Here is a 23,830-nt window from a genome sequence, read left to right on the forward strand (position 1 = left end):
ATCTATGACTACTACGCCTAAACCTTTGGTCCTGATAATTCTCGATGGCTTCGGACACAGTGAAAGCCACCACGACAACGCCGTGTACTCGGCCAGGAAGCCGGTACTCGACCGCCTGAGCGCCACAGTACCCAACGGATTGATCTCCGGTTCCGGTATGGACGTAGGCCTACCGGACGGCCAGATGGGCAACTCGGAAGTCGGCCACATGAACCTCGGCGCCGGACGAGTGGTATACCAAGACTTCACACGCGTGACCAAATCGATCCGTGACGGCGAGTTCTTCGAGAACCCGGCCATTTGCGCGGCGGTGGATAAAGCAGTTGCGGCCGGCAAGGCCGTGCACTTCATGGGCCTGCTGTCCGACGGCGGAGTACACAGCCACCAGGACCACCTGGTCGCCATGGCCGAGCTGGCCTTCAAGCGCGGCGCCGACAAAATTTACCTGCACGCTTTCCTCGACGGCCGCGACACACCGCCAAAAAGCGCCCAGTCGTCCATTGAACTGCTCGACGCCACCTTCGCCGCCCTCGGCAAAGGCCGCATCGCCAGCCTGGTCGGCCGTTACTTTGCCATGGACCGCGATAACCGCTGGGACCGCGTGGCCCAGGCCTACAACCTGATCGTCGACGGCCAGGCCGAATTCAACGCGGCCACCGCCCAGGAAGGCTTGCAAGCCGCCTATGCGCGTGGCGAGAGCGACGAATTCGTCAAAGCCACCACCATCGGCGAGCCAGTGAAAGTCGAAGACGGCGACGCCGTGGTGTTCATGAACTTCCGCGCCGACCGTGCCCGTGAGCTGAGCCATGTATTCGTCGATGCCGGCTTCAAAGACTTCGAGCGCGCACGCCAGCCGAAGGTCGAGTTCGTGATGCTCACCCAATACGCCGCCAACATCCCGGCCCCGTCAGCGTTCGCGCCAGGCAGCCTGGAAAACGTGCTGGGCGATTACCTGGCCAAGAACGGCAAGACCCAGCTGCGCATCGCCGAAACCGAAAAATACGCTCACGTCACCTTCTTCTTCTCCGGCGGGCGTGAAGAACCGTTCCCGGGCGAAGAACGCATCCTCATTCCGTCGCCAAAAGTCGCCACTTATGACCTGCAGCCGGAAATGAGCGCGCCGGAAGTGACCGACAAGATCGTCGATGCCATCGAGCACCAGCGTTACGACGTGATCGTGGTCAACTACGCCAACGGCGACATGGTTGGCCACAGCGGCAACCTGGAAGCGGCCGTAAAAGCCGTGGAATGCCTGGACCTGTGTGTCGGCCGCATCGTCGACGCCCTGGACAAAGTCGGCGGCGAAGCGCTGATCACCGCTGACCACGGCAACTGCGAGCAGATGTCGGATGAATCCACCGGCCAGGCCCACACCGCGCACACCACCGAGCCAGTGCCGTTCATCTATGTTGGCAAGCGCGACTTCAAAGTTCGGCACGGCGGCGTGCTGGCGGACGTGGCGCCGACCATGTTGATGCTGATGGGGCTGGAGAAGCCGAAAGAGATGACCGGCACGTCGATTCTGGTTTGATCCCCAGCATCACCGCAAAACAGTGTGAGAGGGGGCTTGCCCCCGATTACGGTGGGTCAGCTGACACAGAGGTGGCTGATACACCGCTATCGGGGGCAAGCCCCCTCCCACATTGGATCTCCTGTGTTTGGTAGATATCTTTTCGCCATACCAGCGCCACTCGGCACCTATCTTGCCTTCCAGCCCGAATTGGGCGTTTTTTTTGCGGCGCTTGGCGGGCATACTAGGCCGTCCCTTTCCCTGGTGTCGCCCGCCTCTATGCTTCGCGCCTTGATTACCCTCGCTCTAGTCTGCCTGCTCCAACCGGCATTTGCCGATGAGCGCGCACAAACCCAACAACAGTTGGACGCTACGCGTCAGGACATTACCGAGCTGAAGAAACTGCTCGGCAAGCTCCAGGAAGAGAAATCCGGGGTGCAGAAAGACCTGCGCGGTACCGAAACCGAAATGGGCAAGCTCGAGAAGCAGGTCCAGGAGCTACAAAAAGAATTAAAGAAGAGCGAGTCGGAACTGGAGCGACTCGACGCTGAGAAAAAAAAACTCCAGAGCGCACGCGTTGAACAGCAACGCCTGATTGCGATCCAGGCCCGCGCCGCGTACCAGAGCGGCCGCCAGGAATACCTCAAGCTGCTGCTCAACCAGCAGAACCCGGAAAAATTCGCGCGCACCCTCACCTATTACGACTACCTGAGCCAGGCACGCCTGGCGCAGTTGAAGGGTTTTAACGAAACCCTGCGCCAGCTGGCCAACGTCGAGCAGGAAATTGCCGACCAGCAATCGCAACTGCTCGACCAGAAAACCGCCCTCGACACCCAGCGCGACCAGCTGGACAAGGTCCGCAAAGAGCGCCAGCTCGCCCTGGCCAAGCTCAACGACGATGTGAAGGCCCGCGACGCCAAACTGCAGGCCCGCGAGCAAGACCAGGCTGACCTGGGCAAAGTGCTCAAAACCATCGAGGAAACCCTGGCTCGCCAGGCACGTGAGGCCGAAGAAGCGCGGCAGAAAGCGCTGATCGCCCAGCAGGAAGCGGAAAAAAAGCGTCAGCGTGAAGCCGAACTGGCCGCCACCACCGACGCTCCGGCCCCACGCAAACCGGCGCACGCAGCGCCTGGCCCGCTGGTTTCCAGCGCCGGCGAGTCGTTCGGCGGACCTTTTGCTTCAGCGCGTGGAAAACTTCCATGGCCTGTTGATGGTCGACTACTGGCACGCTTCGGTGAAACCCGAGGTGACGATACCCGCGCCAAATGGGACGGGGTCATGATCAGCGCCGCCGCCGGCAGCCAGGTTCATGCCGTTCACGGTGGGCGCGTGGTGTTTGCCGATTGGCTGCGCGGCGCCGGTTTGTTGGTGATTCTTGACCACGGTAATGGCTATTTGAGCCTTTACGGCCACAATCAGACTTTACTCAAGTCGGCAGGTGATGTTGTAAAAGCCGGTGAATCCATCTCCACTGTCGGTAACAGTGGTGGCCAGGACACTCCGGCGCTGTACTTCGCTATTCGTCAGCAGGGCCGCCCGAGCGACCCTGCACAATGGTGCCGTTCCCAAGGATAGGGCCGCATCTACATTAGGAGTTCGTTCGACATGCTGCATTTGTCCCGCCTCACTTCGCTGGCCCTGACGATCGCCCTGGTGATCGGCGCGCCTCTGGCTTTTGCCGACCAGGCCGCTGGGGCTGCACCCGCCGCCACGACCGCGACCACGGCTGCGACCACCAAGGCCCCGCTGCCGCTGGACGAGTTGCGCACCTTTGCCGAGGTCATGGACCGGATCAAGGCAGCCTATGTCGAACCCGTAGACGATAAAACCCTGCTGGAAAATGCCATTAAAGGCATGCTTAGCAACCTCGACCCGCACTCCGCTTACCTGGGCCCGGAAGATTTTGCCGAGTTGCAGGAAAGCACCAGCGGCGAGTTCGGCGGCTTGGGCATCGAAGTGGGCTCCGAAGACGGCCAGATCAAAGTGGTCTCGCCGATCGACGACACGCCGGCGTCCAAAGCTGGCATTCAGGCTGGCGACCTGATCGTGAAGATCAACGGTCAACCGACTCGCGGCCAGACCATGACCGAAGCTGTCGACAAGATGCGTGGCAAGCTCGGCCAGAAAATCACCCTGACCCTGGTGCGCGACGGCGGCAACCCGTTTGACGTGACCCTGGCCCGCGCGACCATCACGGTCAAGAGCGTGAAGAGCCAACTGCTGGAGTCCGGTTACGGCTACATCCGTATCACCCAGTTCCAGGTCAAGACCGGCGACGAAGTGGCCAAGGCCCTGGCCAAGCTGCGCAAAGACAACGGCAAGAAACTCAACGGCATCGTGCTCGACCTGCGTAACAACCCGGGCGGCGTGCTGCAGTCGGCGGTGGAAGTGGTCGACCACTTCATCACCAAGGGCCTGATCGTTTACACCAAAGGCCGCATCGCCAACTCCGAGTTGCGCTTCTCGGCCACCGGCAATGACTTGAGCGAAGGCGTGCCACTGGCAGTGCTGATCAACGGCGGCAGCGCCTCGGCGTCGGAAATCGTCGCCGGTGCCCTGCAGGACCAGAAACGCGGCGTACTGATGGGCACCACCAGCTTCGGCAAAGGCTCGGTACAAACCGTGTTGCCGCTGAACAATGACCGCGCATTGAAGATCACCACGGCGCTGTACTACACGCCGAACGGCCGTTCGATTCAGGCGCAGGGCATCGTCCCGGACATCGAAGTGCGTAAAGCCAAGATCACCAACGAGATCGACAGCGAGTACTACAAAGAGGCCGACCTGCAAGGTCACCTGGGCAATGGCAACGGCGGTGCCGACCAGCCAACCGGCAGCGGCGCCAAAGCCAAGCCGATGCCGCAGGACGACGATTACCAACTGGCCCAGGCGCTGAGCCTGCTGAAAGGCCTGAGCATCACGCGCAGCCGTTGATATGCGTTTTGCCCTGATCATCGCCCTGCTGTGCAGCCTGGCAGGCGTCGCCCACGCGACGCCTGACGGCGAGCCACACAAAGCCTACCTGACCCTCATCATCGACGACCTGGGGCAAAACCTGCCTCGGGATCGTCGCGTCTTGGCCCTGCCCGGGCCGGTGACCACGGCGGTGATGCCGGACACGCCCCACGCCGCCGAATTCGCCCGCGAAGCGCACAAGGCCGGCAAGATTGTGATCCTGCACATGCCCATGGACCCGGCCACCGGCCCGTTCGCCTGGCACCCCGAGCTGCCGATCGAAGAACTCGGCAAACGCCTGGACGCTGCGTTCAAGGCCGTGCCCTACACCGCTGGCATCAACAACCATATGGGCAGCCGCATGACAGCCCAACGGGACGCCATGGCCTGGTTGATGGGCGAGCTGCAGCGGCGTAACAAGTTCTTTGTCGACAGCCGCACCAGCGCGCAGACCGTTGCCGCCGCCGAAGCGCAAAAGATTGGGTTGGCGCATGTCTCGCGGGATGTATTCCTTGATGACGAGCGCACCGAGGCGGCCATTACCACGCAACTGCAAACCGCGATCAAGCTGGCGCACAAGCAGGGCTCGGTGGTGATGATCGGCCACCCTTATCCGCAGACGCTGGCGGTGCTGGAGCGCGAGTTGCCCAAGCTCAAGGCGCAGGGCATCGACTGGATTGATATCAAGCTGATGATCAGCGTGCGCGGCAATCAGGCCATGGCCGGGCATGGCAAGAACGGTCAGTACCGTTAGATCAGATGGCGACATTCCCGTGTGGGAGCGGGCTTGCTCGCGAAAGCGGTGGGTCAGTCAGCAGATTGAGTGGCTGACACACCGCTTTCGCGAGCAAGCCCGCTCCCACATTTGACCGTGTTTATTCTGCTGATTACCGTGCGCTACATAGCTGTATTTAGAGGTAGCGCGCCATGATCTCGTCGACCACGCCGTCTTTGCGCAGCTGATCCAGCGCGGCCTGAAGCTTGGCGACCAGTTCGTCCGGCACGTCCTTGTTCAGCGCGAGGTAGAGTTGCGCGCTATTGAAGCGCAACACGGTCTTGAGCCCCGTCACGCCCACCTGACGCGCCAGGTAACGCCCGGCGGGATCACCGGTGGCCCACAGGTCGATCTGGCCATCCAGGAGCTTTTGCGCGTTGTCCTGATCGCGTAATACCACCAGTGGGTTGAGGCCTTGCTTTTCCAGCGTATCGGCAATGGCGTCGCCTTTGTAGGCGCCGATCTTGTAGCGGCGCGCATGCTCCAGGTCACCCAGCTGGATCTTGCTGTCGGCCTTGGCCAGCAACACCCAATCGTCCGGGCCGATCGGGCCGACCCATTTGAACAGGGCTTCACGGTCCGGCAGGCGCGCCATCACGAATACGCCATAACCAGGTTTTTCCAGGGCGAGTTTGTAGATTCGCTCCCAAGGAAAACGCAGGGTCAGGTTGTAGGAAATGCCGGCACGCTTGAAGGTCTCGCGCACGATGTCCACGGCGATGCCTTCGATGTTCTCGTCCTTGGCGAAGTTCTTGCCGTTTTTTGCCATGTTGTACGGCGGGAAGTTTTCCGTCAGCAACACCAAAGAGGCGTCAGACGGTTCTTCGGCACGGGCCGAGCCTGCCAAAAGCATGGAAGAACTGGCGAGGGCGAGCAGCAGGTGTTTGAACATGAAAGTTACCGGAATCCATGGCAAGCGCAGAGAGTGCCGCGCGCTCGCCATGGTGTCCAGCAGCGTTTAGCGAACGACGATACCGCGCGCCGCCATGTAGGCCTTGGCCTCCGGAACGGTGTATTCGCCAAAGTGGAAAATACTCGCCGCCAACACCGCGCTGGCGTGGCCTTCGATCACGCCGTCGGCCAGGTGCTGCAGGTTGCCGACACCGCCGGACGCGATGACCGGAATGCCCAGCGCATCGCTGATGGCGCGGGTCACGCCGAGGTCGAAGCCGTTTTTCATGCCGTCCTGGTCCATGCTGGTCAGCAGGATCTCACCGGCGCCCAGGCCTTCCATCTTCATCGCCCACTCCACCGCATCCAGCCCGGTAGGTTTGCGACCGCCATGGGTGAAGATCTCCCAGCGCGGGGTTTCGCCAGGCCCTGAGACTTTCTTGGCGTCGATGGCGACCACGATGCACTGCGAACCGAAGTGCTGCGCGGCTTCGCCGACAAACTCCGGGTTGAACACGGCGGCGGTGTTAATCGAGACCTTGTCCGCGCCGGCATTGAGCAGGTTGCGGATGTCTTGCACGGTGCGCACGCCACCGCCCACGGTCAGCGGGATAAACACCTGGCTGGCCATGCGCTCCACGGTATGCAGCGTGGTGTCACGGCCGTCGACGCTGGCGGTGATGTCGAGAAAGGTAATCTCGTCGGCACCTTGCTCATCGTAGCGACGGGCGATTTCCACCGGGTCGCCGGCGTCACGGATGTTCTCGAACTTGACGCCCTTGACCACGCGACCGTTGTCGACGTCCAGGCAAGGGATGATGCGTTTGGCCAGCGCCATGGTCAGTCCTCAGCCGTTGTAGGCATCGCAGTAAGCCTGGGCTTCGGCGACGTCCAGGGTACCTTCATAGATCGCGCGGCCGGTGATGGCGCCGATGATGCCAGGCGCCTTGGCGTCCAGCAGCGACTTGATGTCGCCCAGGTTGTGAATACCACCGGAAGCGATCACTGGAATGCTGGTGGCGGCAGCCAACGCGGCGGTGAACGGCACGTTGCAGCCCTGCATCATGCCGTCTTTGGCGATGTCGGTATAAACGATGGCGGACACGCCGTCGGCTTCGAACTGCTTGGCCAGGTCGATCACTTGCACGGTGCTGATTTCAGCCCAGCCGTCAGTGGCGACAAAACCGTCCTTGGCGTCCAGGCCGACAATCACTTTGCCCGGGAACGCGCGGCAGGCCTCGGCAACGAACGCCGGGTCTTTCACGGCCTTGGTGCCGATGATCACGTAGCTCACGCCGGCCTTGACGTAGTGCTCGATGGTTTCCAGGGAGCGAATGCCGCCGCCGATCTGGATCGGCAGGTTCGGGTAGCGCTTGGCGATGGCGGTCACCACCTCGCCGTTGACCGGCTGGCCTTCGAAGGCGCCGTTCAAGTCCACCAGATGCAGACGACGGCAGCCACCTTCTACCCATTTGGCAGCCATGCTCACCGGGTCATCGGAGAACACGGTGGAGTCTTCCATGCGGCCTTGGCGCAGGCGTACACAAGCGCCGTCCTTGAGATCGATAGCGGGGATAATCAGCATCTGGCAAACCTTATTCGATATTCAGCAATGCTTGGGAAATCAGGGTTTCTCAAGCGACCACAAGTCGCTTTCGATGCTTTCGAACCTTTCTTTAAGGAGCGTCTGCGTGTCGAAAATCGCCCTGTTGTAATAGTGCGGCGCCACTTCGGTGGTGAACAACTCAAGAATCTCGGCGACCTCGAACGAGCCCAACTTGAGCTCGAAGCGGTCCTCCATGAAGCGCTTGATCTTGAGGGTAGCCTCACTCTCCTGCTCGGGGGTGAGGTTCAAGATCGGCTGCTTCGGCTTCCTGGCCATTTACCAGCGCCCATCCCAGGCGGCGAAGTTCTGCAGCAACTGCAGGCCATGGGTATGGCTCTTCTCCGGGTGGAATTGCACGGCAAAACGCGAACCTTCGGCCAGCGCTGCGGCGAAGTCGACGCCGTAGTGCCCGCCACCGACCACCTGGCGCGGGTTACCGGCGGCGATGTAGTAGCTGTGCACAAAGTAGAAACGCGCCATGTCCGGGATTTCGTGCCACAGCGGGTGGTCGACGGTGCGGCGCACCTCGTTCCAGCCCATGTGCGGGACTTTCAGGTGTTCACCGTCTTCGTGCAGGTCCTTGCCAAAGAACTTCACCTGGCCTGGAAACAGGCCGATGCAGTCAACGCCGTCGTTTTCCTCACTGCTGTCGAGCAAGGCTTGCATGCCCACGCAGATGCCGAGGAACGGGCGGTCCTGGCTGACTTCGCGCACCAGGCTGTCAAAGCCCAGGCGGCGGATCTCGGCCATACAGTCGCGAATCGCGCCAACCCCAGGAAATACCACCCGGTCAGCTTCGCGAATCACGTTGGCATCACTGGTGATCAGCACCTTGCCGGCCCCTACGTGCTCGAGGGCCTTGGCCACCGAGTGCAGGTTACCCATGCCGTAATCGATAACCGCGACCGTCTGCATTACAGAACGCCCTTGGTCGAGGGCATTTGCCCGGCCATGCGGTCATCCAGCTCCACGGCCATGCGCAGCGCGCGGCCGAAAGCCTTGAACACGGTTTCGATCTGGTGGTGGGTGTTGGTGCCGCGCAGGTTGTCGATGTGCAGGCTGACGAGTGCGTGGTTGACGAAGCCCTGGAAGAATTCCTGGAACAGGTCAACGTCAAAGCCGCCCACGGTGGCGCGGGTGTAGGGCACGTGCATCTGCAGGCCTGGGCGGCCGGAGAAGTCGATGACCACACGCGACAGTGCTTCGTCCAGCGGGACATAGGCATGGCCGTAGCGACGGATGCCTTTCTTATCGCCGATGGCTTTGGCAAACGCCTGGCCCAACGTGATACCGACGTCTTCCACCGTGTGGTGGTCGTCGATATGCAGGTCGCCCTTGCTGACGATATCCAGGTCGATCAGCCCGTGACGGGCGATCTGGTCCAGCATGTGCTCAAGAAAAGGTACACCGATATCAAATCGGGCCTTTCCGGTGCCATCCAGGTTGATCGAGGCTTTGATCTGGGTTTCCAGAGTGTCGCGCTCGACGGACGCCTTACGTTCGGCCATCACCAGCTCCGCAAAATCATTGGGCGAAAAAGGCAGCCATTATAGGGGCGCGGGCGCTAAACAGAAACATCGAAGGGGATAAGACTGATGGACTGTCGGCGCTAGACATGTGCATACAAGTGCATGCTCCAGGATGGTGCGCCCGGCATATTAGCCAAATGCCAGCGCCGGCTTCGCTGTAACATGAGCGCTATGTTTAAAACCTGACGAATACTGAACAGTGACGATACCCAGAGTCTTACGGCGCAGCGGCATTCTCCTCCTGTGGGCGTTGACCTACTACGTGACCGGCATGGCCTCGCTGGCCTTTGATGACCCCGTCTCGAAGATGGCGATTATCTGGTTTCCGGCGGGCGTCTCGGTGTCGGCCTTCCTGAGCTCGCGCCGTGCGCACTGGCCGATGCTGTTTCTTGTGTTGTTGATCGCGCGGGTGCTGCTCGGTGCGCACGGCTGGGAGGAGTCACCGGCCGCCATCGCGCTTTCGGCTGAGGCGCTGGCAGGTTCGATTGCCATTGCCTGGCTGGTACGGCGTTTCGCGCGCCGTGGCGACGACCTGCACGCCATCGTGCTGTGGTTGTTGGCGACCGTGGCCATTTGTGGCGTGCAGGCGCTGATCAGGAAGGGCTGGCTGATGCTGGCCGGGGAAACATCACCCCATACGCTGATGACCAACTGGATGTCTGGCGTTAACGGCGTGTTCTTTGCGACCGTTGTGGTCATGAACGTGCTGAACAGCAACCTGCGCGAATTTCCCGTCAGCGCACGGGAGAAACTCGCCGGCGCAGGGTGGCTGTTGCTGCTCGCATTGAATACCTGGTACGTCTTCGGGGCAGCGCCGCACTGGCTCACCAGCATGCTGGACACCGATGCCGGCGCTGCGGTGTATTTCATCCTGGCCTGCCTGCCGATCGCCCTCGCCCTTGCCGTTTGCGTGACCTGGCGCAGCCCTGGAGGCTCGATTGCGCTGCTGGTGCTGGGCAGCATCGTGGTCAATTACACCGATCAGAAGACCGGGCCGTTTTATGTGCCGGGCCTGCTCGAAGGCGAGCCTTTGCTGCTTGCGCAAAGCTACTTGTCCATTACCGCCCTGCTGGTGGTGGTGATACGCCTGATGACGCAATCGGCCAGGCCCTACGACCCGCAAACCGGACGGCTGGGGGGCGACGGCGTGATGTACCAGTTGCATCCCGAAACAGGCGATATCCTCTGGGACGACAACCTCGATTCGCTGCTGGATATCGGCACCCGGCCCCTGGGCACCATTGAGCAGGTGCTGGCGCGCGTGCACCCCGATGACCGCGAAAAACTCAAACAGCACTGGTCGCCGGACACCCGTACCCACGCCTCATCGCTGGCCTTTCGCATCGACAAAGGCAACGGTGACTGGCTGACCCTTTACGACCAAAGCCCCGGCGCCATGCGCGATGCCAGGGGCCAAGTATTTGTCGGCAACTGGCAAAGCAGTCGCTATTCCTGAACGTTTGCCGATCAGCGTCTACCTGTACGAGTACCTTCATGATTCAGATTGCTTTACTGCTGTTCGGCGTTGAATTCGTCCGATCCAAATTCTGGTTTCTCGGCCTGATCGGTATCGTATGGGGCGTGATGGGCGTTGGCGTGATGATCGACGGCCTGGATGGCGAGTTGTACTTTCCGCTGCGCGCGTTCGGCTTGCTGTTGCTGCTGGAAAGCATTGTCACCCTGAGCGTGGCCGCCAGCGGCGTGGGTACCCAGCGCGCCGTGCTGTATTTCAAGGGCGGGATTTGCTTTTTTGTCGCGGTATTGATTCTTGCCGACAAGGTCTACAGCAACCTGCTGCTGGCGATCATTTTTGGCTTTACCTACTTTGTGATCGGCCTGCTGACCATCACCTCGGCCTGGGTCGTCAGGTTCCCGCGCTGGCGATCATCGTTGATCAGCGGCGGCGCCCAAGTGGTATTCGCCGGGTTGCTGGTCAGCCCCTACCCCATCGCCAACAGTGCCACCGTGTCTTTTTTTCTGGGCGCGCTGATGATCGTCAGCGGCCTGAACACGGTACGCATTGCGCGTCGCGTCAGGCGATTGCGCCATGGCACCTCGACGTTCGAGCTGCTTGCGCCCAGGGATCTGCTATCGGATTTCAAGAAGCTTCCGCCGCAGGAACCGCCGCCGCAGCCTGAGCCGGAGCTTGCCTGCACCGATCCACTGGTGGTGCATATATGGACGCCGGAAGGCACCGCCAGCGCAACCACCATTCCCCGCCCGATCATCAATCGCTACATCGCGGCCGTGGACGCACAAGGCGTGATTTCAACCGGGCACGCTGCCCTTGAACTGTCACCGTCGGTGTACCTGAGCCTGTATCCGGTTGCAGACATCGATCGCTCACCGTCAGAGTTTTTCCGCATTCTCAAGGCCACCCGCAACAATGACGTGCCCGGCACTTTCCAGCCGGACTACGCCACCGAAGTGGCCAACTGGTGCGATTCGGACCGCAAGATCATTTTTCACCGGTACAGCCGCAAGGCGTTGATTGAGTTTTCCAATAACTATCGCCAACAGGCCACTTACAACCTGACCTACCGCAACTGCTCGAGCAGCGTGGCATTTGCCTTGGAAGCCTCGATGGATGGGGTATTGGCGGAACGGTCGCGGCGCTGGCGCTCGGTGTTGCAGACCCTGCTCATGCCGGAGCTGTGGATTGCCGCGCAAGTACGCAAGCGCGCCATGACCATGGCCTGGACACCCGGCCTGGTCATGGATTACGCCCGAGCCTTGCGGGTAATCGTGCATCCGGTGCCGCGGCCATGGTTTCAACGCATCCCATGGCGCGGTCAATCAACCAGAGCCTTGCCTGACAAGAAGCAGGATTAGCCCGCTCTGGCTGCCCGAGGCCCGCTCACCTTGCATGAGCGGGCACTGCGCAACGGTTTATCAGTGGAACAATACCGCGGTCTTCTGCAGGGTCACCCACACACCCCACGCCAACGGAATGCCCACTACCAGCCACGCCACGATAGCCAATGGCACGCTGGCGGAAGAAGCCTTCCACTCCAGCGACGTAGAGGCAGTGGCGCCTTTGTCATGGCCCAGCGCCTGTTCGGCAGCCAGTTCCGCGTCGGTCATGAAGTACTTGTCGGCCACCGGGCGCACCAGCAGGTTGCAGATGAAGCCCAGCACCAGCAGGCCGGCGAGGATATACAAGGTGATGTCATACGCTGCGGCACGTTCAACGCCGATGCTCAGCTGATACTCACGCAGGTAGTTGACCAGCACCGGGCCCAACACGCCCGCCGCCGCCCAAGCGGTCAACAGGCGACCGTGGATCGCGCCGACCATCTGGGTGCCGAACAGGTCGGCCAGGTAGGCCGGAACGGTGGCAAAACCGCCGCCGTACATCGACAGGATGATGCAGAACGCCGCCACGAACAGCGCCACGTTGCCCAGGTGCCCCAGGTTCGGGATCAGCGCGTAGAGGGCAAAGCCCAGGGCGAAGAACACGAAGTAGGTATTTTTACGGCCCAGGTAGTCGGAGAACGACGCCCAGAAGAACCGCCCACCGATGTTGAACAGGCTCAACAAGCCGGTGAAGCCTGCGGCGATGGCCGCGATGGACGCCAATTGCCCGGCATCCAGCTGGCCGAACGGCACATCAACACCCAGCAACTTGCCACCGAACACTTCCTGCAGCAGCGGCGACGCCATGCCGAGAATGCCGATACCGGCAGACACGTTCAGGCACAGCACCAGCCACACCAGGCGGAATTGCGGGGTTTTCCACGCCACGTTCACGTGAACGTGACGGTGGGTGATCATCGCATTGCTGGCTTTTTTCGCCGGCGCGGTCCAGCCCTCAGGCTTCCAGCCGGTTGGCGGAACGCGGTACGACAGCGCGCCGCCAATCATGAACACGAAGTAGATCACGGCCATGACCACGAAGCTCTGCCACACGCCCACGCTTGTTGGCGAAGCGAAGTGGCCCATCAGCGCTGCGGCCAAGGGTGCACCGACCATTGCGCCGCCGCCAAAGCCCATGATCGCCATGCCGGTGGCCATGCCGCGTTTGTCCGGGAACCACTTGATCAGGGTCGACACGGGCGAGATATAGCCCAGGCCCAGACCGATACCGCCGATCACGCCGGAGCCGATCCACATCAGCCAGATCTGGTGGGTATAGATGCCCAACGCCGAGATCAACAGACCGCCACACCAGCACAAGGCCGATACAACGCCGGCCTTACGTGGCCCGGCATGTTCCAGCCAGCCGCCCCAGATCGCTGCGGAGCAACCCAGGAAGATGAAGAACAGCGTGTAGATCCAGCCCAGCATGGAGATGGGCCAGTCGCACTGGGACGAGAAGACTTGCGTGATGAAGCTCATGTCCGGCGCGCAGGCGACCGGTGCCGTGATACCCAGCGCTTTGGACAGCGGCAGCCAAAACACCGAGAACCCGTAGGCCATGCCGATGCAGAGGTGGATGGCCAGGGCGGCCGGTGGAACCAGCCAGCGGTTGAACCCTGGCTTGGCGATAATGCGCTCCTTGGACAGGAACGCAGGCTGTGCGGCAGTACTACCAGCCGCAGTGCTTGTGCTCATTGGTGTTTCCCCCAGTTATTAGTATGTGTCCGTCAGGCGCTCTCTCCCTCGGCCTTGCACGCAGAGCGTTAGCCGTTGTTGTTGAGTAAAGCTCCTTTTAAGCGCGACGCTGTGTCGCAGACGACAGACGAACCCGCGCAGATTAGCACCAGTGGATGACAGAAAAACCAAACTGATATCACCTTTTTCACGCAACCTGCTCTGTTGGGCGGCAAAATCCGATTTTGCTGCGTCTAGATACAATGTAACGATGCATGAACTGACGCAGGCCGTCGGGCGTTATACTCTGCGGCTAAATTTTGAAATCGACATACAAGGACTCGCCCATGAAAGCGTTCGGCAAAATCCTGGGTCTGGTACTTCTCGGGCTGTTGCTGATCATTGTGGCCCTGGGCTTTGCCCTGACCCACCTCTTCGATCCCAACGATTACAAAGACGAGATCCGCCAGATTGCCCGCGACAAGGCCCACATCGAGCTGACGCTCAATGGCGACATCGGTTGGAGCCTGTTCCCCTGGCTGGGCCTGGAATTGCACGAAGCCAGCGTCGCGACCATGACCAACCCGACTCAGCCGTTTGCCGACCTGCAGATGCTCGGCCTGTCGGTGCGCGTGCTGCCGCTGCTGCGCCGTGAAGTGCAGATGAGCGATGTGCGTGTCGAAGGCCTGAACCTGCGCCTCAACCGCGACAAGCAAGGCCACGGCAACTGGGAGGACATCGGCAAGAACGTGACCGAGAAACCGGCCAATGCGCCGGTGCCTGCCCCCGCGGAAACGCCGGCCGAACCTGAACCGGAAAAACCGCCGAAACCGATCCGCCTGGACATCGACAGCCTGACCATCAACAACGCCCGCGTTGAATACAACGATGAGCAGACCGGCAAACAGTACAGCGCCGAAAGCATCCAGTTGAGCGCCGGTGCCGTGCACGAAGGCGCAAGCATTCCGCTCAAACTCACGGCATTCCTGGGCAGCAACCAGCCGCTGATGCGCGTCAAGACCGAGTTGAACGGCAACCTGCGCATCCAGCGTGCGCTCCAGCGCTATCAGTTCGAAGACATGAAGCTGAGCGGCGAAGCCACCGGCGAGCCACTGCAGGGCAAGACCGTAACGTTCTCCACCCAAGGCCAACTGCTGGTGGACTTGGCGGCCAACATTGCCGAATGGACCAACCTGAAACTCTCCGCCAACCAGCTGCGCGCCTTGGGCGAACTGAAGGTCAATGACCTGAACAAAACCCCACAGCTCAGCGGCGCCCTGTCCATTGCCCAGTTTGACCTGGCCAAGTTCCTCGACAGCGTTGGCCATCCGTTGCCGCCGATGGCGGCGGGCAGCCTCAGCAAAGTTGAACTGGTCAGCCGCCTCAAAGGCACGCCTACCAGCGTGGCACTGGAAGACTTGAACCTGAAACTCGACAGCAGCACCTTCACCGGCCGCATCGCTGTAGAGGATTTCGCCAAGCAATCCCTGCGCCTGCAACTCAAAGGCGATACTTTCAACGCCGACAACTACCTGCCGGCCAAGTCCGAAACCGCCAAAGGTGCAGCGGCCGCACGCCAGGCCGAAGTGCAGAACAGCGAGGCCGGCGCCATGGCCGCCGGTGGCACCACACCGCTGCCGGACGCACCGACCAAAGGCGCGTGGAGCACCGACAAGCTGTTGCCACTCACGCGCCTGCGCACGCTGGACGTGGACGCCGACCTGGCCTTCGGCCAACTGACCCTGAGCAAGCTGCCGATCCAGAACGCTGCACTCAAAGCCTCCGGCGTCGATGGCCAGCTCAAGCTTGAGACCCTCAGCGGCGGTCTCTACAACGGCACCTTCCAGGCCAACGGCACACTCGATGTGCGCCAGGACATCCCGGTGCTCGCGCTGCAAACCCACATCAAGCAAGTGCCGGTTGAGCGCATCCTGCAAGCTCAGGGGCAAAACCCGCCGGTAAAAGGCCAGATCACCCTCGACAGCAACCTCAACGGCCGTGGCAACAGCCAGAAGGCGCTGATCGACAGCCTTAACGGCACCGCCAGCTTTGTGATCAATAACGGCGCGCTGCTCAACGCCAACATTGAACAGCAGCTGTGCACCGGCATCGCATTGCTCAACCGCAAGACCTTGACCACCACGCCACAAGGCAAGGACACGCCGTTCCAGGAACTGCGCGGCAACCTGACCTTGCGCAACGGCGTGGCCAGCAACCCGGACCTGAAAGTGCGTATCCCGGGCCTGACGGTCAACGGCAACGGTGACATCGACCTGCGCGTGCTGGGCATGGATTATCGCGTCGGCATCATCGTTGAAGGCGATACACGCGACGTGCCGGACCCGGCCTGCCAGGTCGGCTCCAACTTCCGGGGGATTGAAGTGCCGCTGCGCTGCCGTGGCCCGCTGGAACTGGGCGCCAAAGCCTGCCGCCTGGACAAGGACGGCTTGACTCAGGTTGCGGTTAAAGCCGCCGGCAACAAACTCAGCGAGAAGCTCGAAGAGAAACTCGACAAGGTCAACCCGCAGTTGAAAGACGCCCTTAAAGGCCTGTTCAAACGATGAGAAACGAGCAGTTTTCACAGGCAGTGCTGGACTGGTACGACCGCCACGGTCGCCATGACCTGCCCTGGCAACAGGGCATTACGCCTTACCGGGTGTGGGTCTCGGAGATCATGCTGCAACAGACCCAGGTCAGCACCGTGCTCAATTACTTCGACCGGTTCATGGCTTCCCTGCCGACGGTCGAAGCCCTGGCCGCCGCGCCGGAAGACGAAGTGCTGCACCTGTGGACCGGCCTGGGTTACTACACCCGCGCACGCAACCTGCAGAAGACCGCCAAGATCGTCGTCGCCCAATACGGTGGCGAGTTTCCCAAGGACGTCGAAAAGCTCACTGAACTGCCCGGCATCGGGTTATCCACTGCGGGTGCGATCGCCAGCCTGAGCATGGGCCTGCGGGCGCCCATCCTCGACGGCAACGTCAAACGCGTATTGGCGCGCTTTACCGCGCAAGAGGGCTACCCCGGCGAGCCCAAGGTCGCCAAGCAGCTCTGGGCTACCGCAGAGCGCTTTACGCCGCACGATCGCGTCAACGCCTACACCCAGGCGATGATGGACATGGGCGCCACGCTCTGCACCCGCAGCAAACCCAGTTGCCTGCTGTGCCCGCTGGAAAAGGGCTGCGAGGCGCACATGCTCGGTCTGGAGACGCGCTACCCAATCCCCAAGCCGCGCAAAACCATCCCGCAAAAGCGCACGCTGATGCCGATGCTGGCCAACGCCGAGGGCGCGATTCTGCTTTATCGCCGCCCATCCACGGGCCTGTGGGGCGGTTTGTGGAGCTTGCCGGAGCTCGACGACCTCCAGGACCTGGAACACTTGGCCAACCAGCACGCGCTCGCGCTGGGCACGCCGCATGAACTGCCGGGGCTGATCCACACCTTCAGCCACTTCCAGCTGGCCATCGAACCCTGGCTGGTCCAGGTCGAGGAATCCGCCCATCACGTGGCCGAGGCCGACTGGCTCTGGTATAACCTCGCCACCCCGCCGCGCCTGGGCCTTGCCGCCCCAGTGAAAAAACTGCTGAAGCGCGCGGCCGACGTATTGAACGCAGGAGTTCCGTCATGACCCGCACCATCATGTGCCGCAAGTACCACGAAGAATTGCCTGCCCTGGAGCGCGCACCGTTCCCCGGCGCCAAAGGCCAGGACATCTTCGACAATGTCTCCGCCAAAGCCTGGGCTGACTGGCAAAAACACCAGACCCTGCTGATCAACGAAAAACGCCTGAACATGATGAACGCCGAAGACCGCAAATACCTGCAGGGCGAGATGGACAAGTTCTTTTCTGGCGAGGATTACGCCAAGGCCGACGGCTACGTGCCGCCTGCTCAATAATTGATCAAAAACCGGGGTCGGCACGTAAGCGACGGTAATAATTAAATATTTTTTGAAAACTTGCTTGACGACCCCCTGAAAAACCCGTTTAATGCGCCCCGTTGCCCAGATAGCTCAGTCGGTAGAGCAGGGGATTGAAAATCCCCGTGTCGGCGGTTCGATTCCGTCTCTGGGCACCACTAATTAGTTTCAGGTGGTGCAAACGTCATCTGAAACACACAAAAAACCCGCCAAGTGCGGGTTTTTTGTTGTCTGGAATTTATGCGTTCCACCCAGGGCGATCCACTATCGCCCCGAGCCCATGCAACGGCAGTAAGCCGCCCGCCTACTTCAGCAAAAACACCATCAGCGGATTATCGTTCAGCCGCCCTTCAAAGCTTGGCGCCTGCTGCTCCATCGACGTCCCTTTCAACAGCGCTGCCTCCTTGCGCGGCACAATCACCCAGGATGGCCGTGGCAACGTGGTTAATTGTTCAAGCTGATTATCAGCGACGAACAGCGGCTGCTCATCGTGATCCAGGTTCATCATGTAGCGCACCGCCCAGGTATCGCGCCCCAGATTGACGAACACCAAGGGGCCTGGATCGGACTCACGCAGCGCTTCAACCTGGCTGACAAACTTGCGCGTATCAAATTGCAGATCCTTGGCGGGGTCTATCACCACCACCAGCAGCAGCCACTGCGCCGCCAGTGCGACCACGCTAAGCCACACCAACCGCAATGGACGACGCCAGGCCATCAGCGCCGCCAGTTGCAACACCAGCAGCGCGCCAATCATCAGCGGTAACGAAACGTCCGGCCAGTAGCCGTGCTTTTGCCAGGCGTGCCGACACACAAACAGCACAACCACGCACAACGCCGGTAGCGCCGCGACAAGCCCTTCGTAGCAGCGGCGCACGCCGATCAGCCAATGTTGCGCCTGAAGCAGCCCATAGGCGGCGACAGCGGCGAACATCGGCACCATCGGCAAAATGTAATAAGCGCGCTTGAAGTGCGGCAGCGAAAGCCCAAGCAAAATCATCAAGCCACAGGCGCCAAGCCGTACCACTAGCTGAATATCCTCATTGACCCAGCGCTCAGACCAGCGATGACGCAGCGCAATCATCGTGGCCAGCGCCAGCGGCACCACCGGGAAGTAGCGGTACAAACTGAGCTTGAAGTAGAAGTAAAACGGCTCGCCACTCTCATCGAGTCGCCCGCTGACCTGCATCCTGAACACCTCATCGGCAAAGGCGTCGCCCCCGCTGAACCGCGCCAGCTTCATCAACACCCACCAGCAGGCAACCAAGAGCGCCAGCGCCACAAAACCGTGAATCAGCACCTGCTTGACGCGCTGCCCCGGCCGGCCGAGCGCCCAGTACACGCACACCACGCCACACACCTCGATCAACCCAAGCGGCCCACGAATCGCGAACGCCAGAATGAATAACGGGAACACGGCAAGCTGCCGCACCCGCGAACCCATGCGCTCGCCGCTGTGCAGCAGGTAGAAACTGCCCACACACAGCAACGCGATCATCAGGTCCAGGCACACCGAGCGCGACTTATCGAGCAATTGGGTGGTGAGCAGCGTCAGCAATACCGTCAGCCACGCCCAAGGTCGGCTCAATGGCGCCAGCAAGCGATAGATCAGCGCGATCATGCCCGCCGAGGCAAGCGCCGTCGGCAGGACATTCGCCAGGTGATTGGGCGCCCCGAACAAGCGGGCAAACACGAAGCTGAAAAAGGTCGCGGTCCCCGGGTAGTCCGGGTAAGGCTGACCGTAGGTAGTCGGAAAAAGACTCGCGCCATGGCGAAACATTTCTTGCAGAAACAGTGCCCAACGCCCGTCAAACCCTTGGGGTTGCTCATCCCAGATGCCCAAGGTGAACAGCAGTAAAGCGATCAGAAACAGGCCCAGGGACTCCAGGCGAAAACGGCTGCGGTGATCCATCGAATGTCCTTTCAGGTAGGCTGCGCCGACTCCATGGTGCCGACTCAGCTCCTGAATAGCGCCTGAACAAACCCAAACATTTATGGATTTATCGACCAGCGCGCCACACCAGTGCCGGAATCAGCCGGATGTAGACTAGCTCGCCCATCAGCTCAACGAGGGTTTGCAGAATCACCGCCGTTGCAGCCAGCCCGCGCACGTCTTCCGGCAAAGCCAGCGCAAGGGGCAAGACCACCAGAGAATTGCGGGTCGAGGCACTGAACGTGATCGCCCGCGCGGTCACAGCAGGCAACGCCAACAACCGTGCAGCCAACGCGCCCATCAACGGCGCCAGCAACAAGAAGCCCACGTACACCGGCATCAGCGGCAACAGCAAACCGATATCGCGCACCACCGAGGTGATCTGCGAGCTGATGACCACAAACAGCACCAGCGCCATCGCGGGCACCGGCAGCCAGGCCCAGGCGTCGCTCCACACATTGATCACGCTGGAGCGCCGCGCCAGGAATGTCGTCAGCACCGCCAGCATCATCGGCAGCACAATCAACAGCACAAACGCCTCCACGAACGGCTCTACCGCCACCACGACAGCGGATTGCGCGCCCAGCATGAAACCCAGGTACACCGGCAACAGCACCAGTTGCAGCAGCAACAGCACCGGCGTTGCCGCCAGCATCAGCCGCGAATCGCCTTTACCGATGTGGGTAAACACCACCACGTAGTCGATGCACGGCGTCAGCAGCACCAGCAATGCACCCACCAACAGCGCCGGGCGCCCCACCAGGCCACGGGTCAACACCCACACCAGCAAGGGCACCAGGATGAAATTGGCCAATAACAGCGCCGAGATAAAGCGCTTGTTGCCCAAACCCTGGCGCAGCTCCAGAAACGGGATTTGCAGGAACATCGCATACATCAGCACCGCGATGGCGGGCGTCACCAGCACGCCAAGACCGTGGGCTGACAGCGGCGCAAGCACGCCGAATGCCGCCGCCAGCAGGACGGCCACGAAGTAGAGGAGGATCTGATTGTGTTCGAGGGTGTCGCGGGTCATGGACTGACTTTGGCTGATGAACAGATCGCAAGCCTAAGCACTCAGGGGGGGCGAGGTCGAGCATCGCGATATTTGTTACGCCCCTGCCGCGCTAAATTTGTTAATTTCGGTTTCTTATAAAAGCGCGTGGCCCTACAGCCCACACCAAAAGCGCAAGGATCAAGCCGACCTATGAACCTGCCCACTCGACCAGCCCCGGAAGCATTCCGTGAGCCCGCCAACGACGGCTACCCCATCGGCGGCTTCACCTGGCGCCATATCAGAACCGACCCGACACGCCCGGTTGTCATCATCAACGCCGCCACCTCCGTACGCTGCCGCCACTACTCACGCTTCGCCGACTACCTGTTCGCCAATGGCTTGGACGTCATCACGTACGACTACCGAGGCATAGGCGAGTCCCGCAGTGGCTCGCTGCGCGGCTTCAAGGCGTCGTGGTCGGATTGGGGCGTGCTGGATTTCGAGGCGATGCTGCAGCGCGCGCAACGGGAGTTTCCAGGGCAGCCGATTGAGGTGGTCGGTCACAGCTTTGGAGGCTGTGCGGCGGGGCTTGGCGCCTCCGGCGCGGTGATCCGACGCATCGTCACAGTCGGCGCGCAGTTTGCGTACTGGCGCGACTATGAGGCCAGCGGGCGCTGGCGCATGTTTGCCAAGTGGCATGTCGTGATGCCGCTGGTGACCGCGCTGTATGGCTACTTCCCCGGCAAACGCCTGGGCTGGCTGGAAGACACACCGGCCGGCGTGGTGCACGACTGGGGCACGCCAACCCACCGGTACGAGACGCGCCCCAGCGGGCGCGCACTGAATGAGCTGCCATTTGCCCGCGTGAAGGCACAATTGCTGGCGATCAGCATCACCGACGACCCGTTTGGCACGGTGGCGGCAATTGAGCGGCTACTGGGCTATTTCGAACACAGCGAGCGCACGCATCTGCGCATAGCCCCTGAAGATATTGGCGAAAACGCCGTCGGGCATTTCGCCTTTTTCCGCAGTGAATATCAGGACCGGCTGTGGCCGATTGCACTGGCGTGGCTGCAACGCGGTGAGTTGATGCAAGGCGCTCCCGGTCAGCGCGTTTAGAATCCCTTGGGATTTACCCCCAACCTGCGCTTCAATACCCACCCAGACCCAGTACCCAAGGACGTTGAGCCCATGGCCTCGCCGAACAAGCAGCAAAAACGTGCCCACCGGGCAAAGGCCAAGGCCAAGCAAAACCGTACCCAACGCAGCGTTGCGACCAAGCCGGATGCGTTCGCCGGCGATGACAGCCGCATTGACCTTGAGTCGGTAGATTTGACCGAGTTGTTTATGGAGATGCGCACCGCGGGCGAAACCAGCCAGCAGGCACTGTGTGCAGCATTCCTGGCGCACCCGTTGCTGGCGCTGGTGCTGGAGCAGGAAGGCGAAGAAGAGGCCACTGACTTCATTCTCGCGGCACTGATCGAGTACCGGCAGTGGGCGACGGACAGTGATGATGAAGCGGCAGCGCTGGCGTGGATCGAATCGCCGCAGTTTCAGGCCGATTACGTGGCGGCCTCCCAAGCGCTCGCCAACTCAGCAGACTGACGCAACACCAAATGTGGGAGCGGGCTTGCCCGCGAAAGCGGTGGATCAGTCGCCAGATGTGCTGGCTGATCTACCGTAATCGCAGGCAAGCCCGCTCCCACATTTGAATTGCGGTGCATTGCGCAGCGCATTTCATTACATCAATTGAGTACGGCAGCGCCTACCTTCTGCGCCTTGCGACGGCTCGCCACAAACAACCCTGCCAGCACCACCAGCAAGCTCAAAATCCCGGTCGCAATAATCTCGACCCGGTGCGCTTCCTGGAACAGCATGATGGTCAGCGTACCGACGATGAACACCATTACCGCGTAGGTCAGGCCAGGGAACAGCCACATCTTGAACACAATCTTCTCGCCCGCAGCCGTGCGCTTCTGGCGCATGCGCAGTTGCGACACCGCGATCACCAGGTACACCAGCAACGCGATGGCGCCGGAGCTTGCCAACAGGAACTCGAACACCGCCGCCGGAGCGACGTAGTTGGCGAACACTGCCAGGAACGCCGCGCCAGTGGACAACAGCACCGCGCAGTAAGGCGTGCCGCTTTTGTTGGTGCGCTTGGACATCGCCGGTGCATCACCGCGACGACCCAGGGAGAACAGCATGCGCGAGGCGGTGTACAACGCCGAATTCAGGCAGCTGGTCACGGCAACCAATACCACCAGGTCGACGATCAGCTTGGCGTTCGGAATGCCCATGCGTTCCAGCACAGTCTGGTAGGAACCTACGGCCGCCAGGGTCGGATCGTTCCATGGCACCAGCGACACAACAATGAAGATCGACAGCAGGTAGAACAAACCAATCCGCCAGATCACCGAGTTGGTGGCCTTGGTGATTTGCTGGCCAGGGTTCTTCGATTCGGCCGCAGCGATGGTGACAATCTCGGTGCCCATGAACGAGAACATGGTGGTCAGGATGGCCGCCAATACCGCGCCCATGCCATTAGGCATAAAGCCCTGGGTGTCGAACAGGTGGGACACGCCGCTGACCTGACTGGTCGGCAGGAAGCCGAAAATCGCCGCCAGGCCGAGGATCACAAAGCCCACAATCGCCACGACTTTGATCAACGCAAACCAGAACTCGAATTCACCGTAGTTTTTCACGCTGAACAGGTTGGTTGCCGTGAGCAGCAACGTGATGATCAGGGTAAATGCCCAGATCGCCACATCGGGGAACCATGCATTAAGGATGGTCGCAGCAGCGTTGGCTTCCAACGGAATCACCAGCACCCAGAACCACCAGTACAACCAGCCAATGGTGAAACCGGCCCAATGGCCAATCGCGCGGTCGGCGTAGGTGGAGAACGAACCGGTATCCGGTGAGGCTACCGCCATCTCGGCAAGCATGCGCATCACCAATACCACCAACGTACCCGCAGCGGCGTAAGCCAGCAGTACGGCCGGGCCGGCGGCAGCAATCGCGTGGCCGGAGCCAACAAACAAACCGGCACCAATGACGCCGGCAATCGACAGCATGGTGACGTGACGCGGTTTGAGCCCCTGTTCGAGGTCATTGGAGCTTTGCGTACTACTCATTGACACACCTTTACGAGGAATTGCGAAAACGGTCCGCCCGGCCTGCGAT

Annotated in this window: 21 protein-coding genes and 1 tRNA gene; 12 read left to right on the forward strand and 10 right to left on the reverse strand. The window is 61.1% G+C overall.

The window, feature by feature from the left end; all coding sequences use genetic code 11:
• Positions 1-4 precede the first annotated feature (4 nt).
• The 4 genes from gpmI (at position 5) to ACP7B3_RS17125 (ending at position 5,219) form a co-directional block, all read left to right on the forward strand.
• Positions 5-1,531: a 2,3-bisphosphoglycerate-independent phosphoglycerate mutase gene (gene gpmI / locus ACP7B3_RS17110; protein ID WP_242198735.1), complete on the forward strand. Its 1,527-nt coding sequence runs from the start codon at positions 5-7 to the stop codon at positions 1,529-1,531.
• A gap of 258 nt (positions 1,532-1,789) precedes the next feature.
• Positions 1,790-3,085 (forward strand): murein hydrolase activator EnvC family protein, encoded by a 1,296-nt coding sequence (locus ACP7B3_RS17115; protein WP_426179794.1) that lies wholly within the window; start codon positions 1,790-1,792, stop codon positions 3,083-3,085.
• Between the two features lie 30 nt (positions 3,086-3,115).
• Positions 3,116-4,444 carry a S41 family peptidase gene (locus ACP7B3_RS17120; RefSeq protein ID WP_145159889.1) on the forward strand — a complete coding sequence of 443 codons (1,329 nt, stop codon included), beginning with the start codon at positions 3,116-3,118 and terminating at the stop codon, positions 4,442-4,444.
• Position 4,445: 1 nt separating this feature from the next.
• On the forward strand, positions 4,446-5,219 hold the full coding sequence (locus tag ACP7B3_RS17125) for a divergent polysaccharide deacetylase family protein (RefSeq protein WP_106577473.1): 774 nt from the start codon (positions 4,446-4,448) through the stop codon (positions 5,217-5,219).
• A gap of 157 nt (positions 5,220-5,376) precedes the next feature.
• Here ACP7B3_RS17125 and ACP7B3_RS17130 read toward each other — a convergent pair whose 3' ends face one another.
• The 6 genes from ACP7B3_RS17130 to hisB all read right to left on the reverse strand — a co-directional run bounded on the left by ACP7B3_RS17130 (position 5,377) and on the right by hisB (position 9,245).
• Positions 5,377-6,132 carry a substrate-binding periplasmic protein gene (locus ACP7B3_RS17130; protein ID WP_426179797.1) on the reverse strand — a complete coding sequence of 252 codons (756 nt, stop codon included), beginning with the start codon at positions 6,130-6,132 and terminating at the stop codon, positions 5,377-5,379.
• 66 nt (positions 6,133-6,198) lie between these two features.
• A complete protein-coding gene (hisF, locus tag ACP7B3_RS17135; protein WP_003171107.1) occupies positions 6,199-6,969 on the reverse strand; it encodes an imidazole glycerol phosphate synthase subunit HisF in 771 nt (256 codons plus the stop codon).
• Positions 6,970-6,978: 9 nt separating this feature from the next.
• Positions 6,979-7,716, reverse strand: a complete 738-nt coding sequence (gene hisA, locus ACP7B3_RS17140) for a 1-(5-phosphoribosyl)-5-[(5-phosphoribosylamino)methylideneamino]imidazole-4-carboxamide isomerase (RefSeq protein ID WP_369301670.1) — start codon at positions 7,714-7,716, stop codon at positions 6,979-6,981.
• Between the two features lie 39 nt (positions 7,717-7,755).
• Positions 7,756-8,013, reverse strand: coding sequence for a DUF2164 domain-containing protein (locus tag ACP7B3_RS17145; protein WP_010213888.1), 258 nt, complete (start codon positions 8,011-8,013; stop codon positions 7,756-7,758).
• Positions 8,014-8,652 carry an imidazole glycerol phosphate synthase subunit HisH gene (gene hisH, locus ACP7B3_RS17150; RefSeq protein WP_145159878.1) on the reverse strand — a complete coding sequence of 213 codons (639 nt, stop codon included), beginning with the start codon at positions 8,650-8,652 and terminating at the stop codon, positions 8,014-8,016.
• Entirely contained in the window at positions 8,652-9,245 is a 594-nt protein-coding gene (gene hisB / locus ACP7B3_RS17155) for an imidazoleglycerol-phosphate dehydratase HisB (protein ID WP_003218037.1), read from the reverse strand. Before hisB ends, hisH begins: the two co-directional genes overlap by 1 nt.
• Positions 9,246-9,465: 220 nt before the next feature.
• On the opposite strand from hisB, the gene ACP7B3_RS17160 reads away from it, so the two are divergent.
• Both ACP7B3_RS17160 and ACP7B3_RS17165 read left to right on the forward strand, forming a co-directional pair.
• Positions 9,466-10,722 carry an MASE1 domain-containing protein gene (locus tag ACP7B3_RS17160; RefSeq protein WP_145159876.1) on the forward strand — a complete coding sequence of 419 codons (1,257 nt, stop codon included), beginning with the start codon at positions 9,466-9,468 and terminating at the stop codon, positions 10,720-10,722.
• Positions 10,723-10,760: 38 nt separating this feature from the next.
• Positions 10,761-12,098: an HdeD family acid-resistance protein gene (locus tag ACP7B3_RS17165; RefSeq protein ID WP_426179800.1), complete on the forward strand. Its 1,338-nt coding sequence runs from the start codon at positions 10,761-10,763 to the stop codon at positions 12,096-12,098.
• Between the two features lie 60 nt (positions 12,099-12,158).
• On the opposite strand, the gene ACP7B3_RS17170 is transcribed toward ACP7B3_RS17165, so the two are convergent.
• On the reverse strand, positions 12,159-13,820 hold the full coding sequence (locus tag ACP7B3_RS17170; RefSeq protein WP_145159872.1) for an OFA family MFS transporter: 1,662 nt from the start codon (positions 13,818-13,820) through the stop codon (positions 12,159-12,161).
• 326 nt (positions 13,821-14,146) lie between these two features.
• Between ACP7B3_RS17170 and ACP7B3_RS17175 the strand changes: the two genes are divergently transcribed.
• The 4 genes from ACP7B3_RS17175 to ACP7B3_RS17190 all read left to right on the forward strand — a co-directional run bounded on the left by ACP7B3_RS17175 (position 14,147) and on the right by ACP7B3_RS17190 (position 17,875).
• Positions 14,147-16,363, forward strand: coding sequence for an AsmA family protein (locus ACP7B3_RS17175; protein WP_426179802.1), 2,217 nt, complete (start codon positions 14,147-14,149; stop codon positions 16,361-16,363).
• Positions 16,360-17,427 (forward strand): A/G-specific adenine glycosylase, encoded by a 1,068-nt coding sequence (gene mutY / locus ACP7B3_RS17180; protein ID WP_106577464.1) that lies wholly within the window; start codon positions 16,360-16,362, stop codon positions 17,425-17,427. The genes ACP7B3_RS17175 and mutY overlap by 4 nt, the downstream gene beginning before the upstream one ends.
• Positions 17,424-17,696, forward strand: a complete 273-nt coding sequence (locus tag ACP7B3_RS17185) for an oxidative damage protection protein (protein ID WP_106577463.1) — start codon at positions 17,424-17,426, stop codon at positions 17,694-17,696. Before mutY ends, ACP7B3_RS17185 begins: the two co-directional genes overlap by 4 nt.
• A gap of 103 nt (positions 17,697-17,799) precedes the next feature.
• Positions 17,800-17,875: transfer RNA gene (locus tag ACP7B3_RS17190), tRNA-Phe, on the forward strand.
• 146 nt (positions 17,876-18,021) lie between these two features.
• On the opposite strand, the gene ACP7B3_RS17195 is transcribed toward ACP7B3_RS17190, so the two are convergent.
• Together ACP7B3_RS17195 and ACP7B3_RS17200 are read right to left on the reverse strand one after the other, a co-directional pair.
• A complete protein-coding gene (locus ACP7B3_RS17195; protein WP_426179805.1) occupies positions 18,022-19,629 on the reverse strand; it encodes an ArnT family glycosyltransferase in 1,608 nt (535 codons plus the stop codon).
• Positions 19,630-19,717: 88 nt separating this feature from the next.
• Positions 19,718-20,683 (reverse strand): arsenic resistance protein, encoded by a 966-nt coding sequence (locus tag ACP7B3_RS17200; protein ID WP_426179807.1) that lies wholly within the window; start codon positions 20,681-20,683, stop codon positions 19,718-19,720.
• A 171-nt stretch (positions 20,684-20,854) separates the two neighbouring features.
• On the opposite strand from ACP7B3_RS17200, the gene ACP7B3_RS17205 reads away from it, so the two are divergent.
• Positions 20,855-21,763 (forward strand): alpha/beta fold hydrolase, encoded by a 909-nt coding sequence (locus ACP7B3_RS17205; protein WP_426179809.1) that lies wholly within the window; start codon positions 20,855-20,857, stop codon positions 21,761-21,763.
• A gap of 72 nt (positions 21,764-21,835) precedes the next feature.
• Positions 21,836-22,249: a hypothetical protein gene (locus ACP7B3_RS17210; protein WP_426179811.1), complete on the forward strand. Its 414-nt coding sequence runs from the start codon at positions 21,836-21,838 to the stop codon at positions 22,247-22,249.
• Between the two features lie 140 nt (positions 22,250-22,389).
• Here ACP7B3_RS17210 and gabP read toward each other — a convergent pair whose 3' ends face one another.
• Entirely contained in the window at positions 22,390-23,781 is a 1,392-nt protein-coding gene (gabP, locus tag ACP7B3_RS17215) for a GABA permease (RefSeq protein WP_145159859.1), read from the reverse strand.
• Between the last annotated feature and the right edge of the window lie 49 nt (positions 23,782-23,830).

The sequence above is a fragment of the Pseudomonas sp. TWRC1-2 genome (assembly GCF_049896685.1).
In the GTDB taxonomy this organism is placed as follows: Bacteria; Pseudomonadota; Gammaproteobacteria; order Pseudomonadales; family Pseudomonadaceae; genus Aquipseudomonas.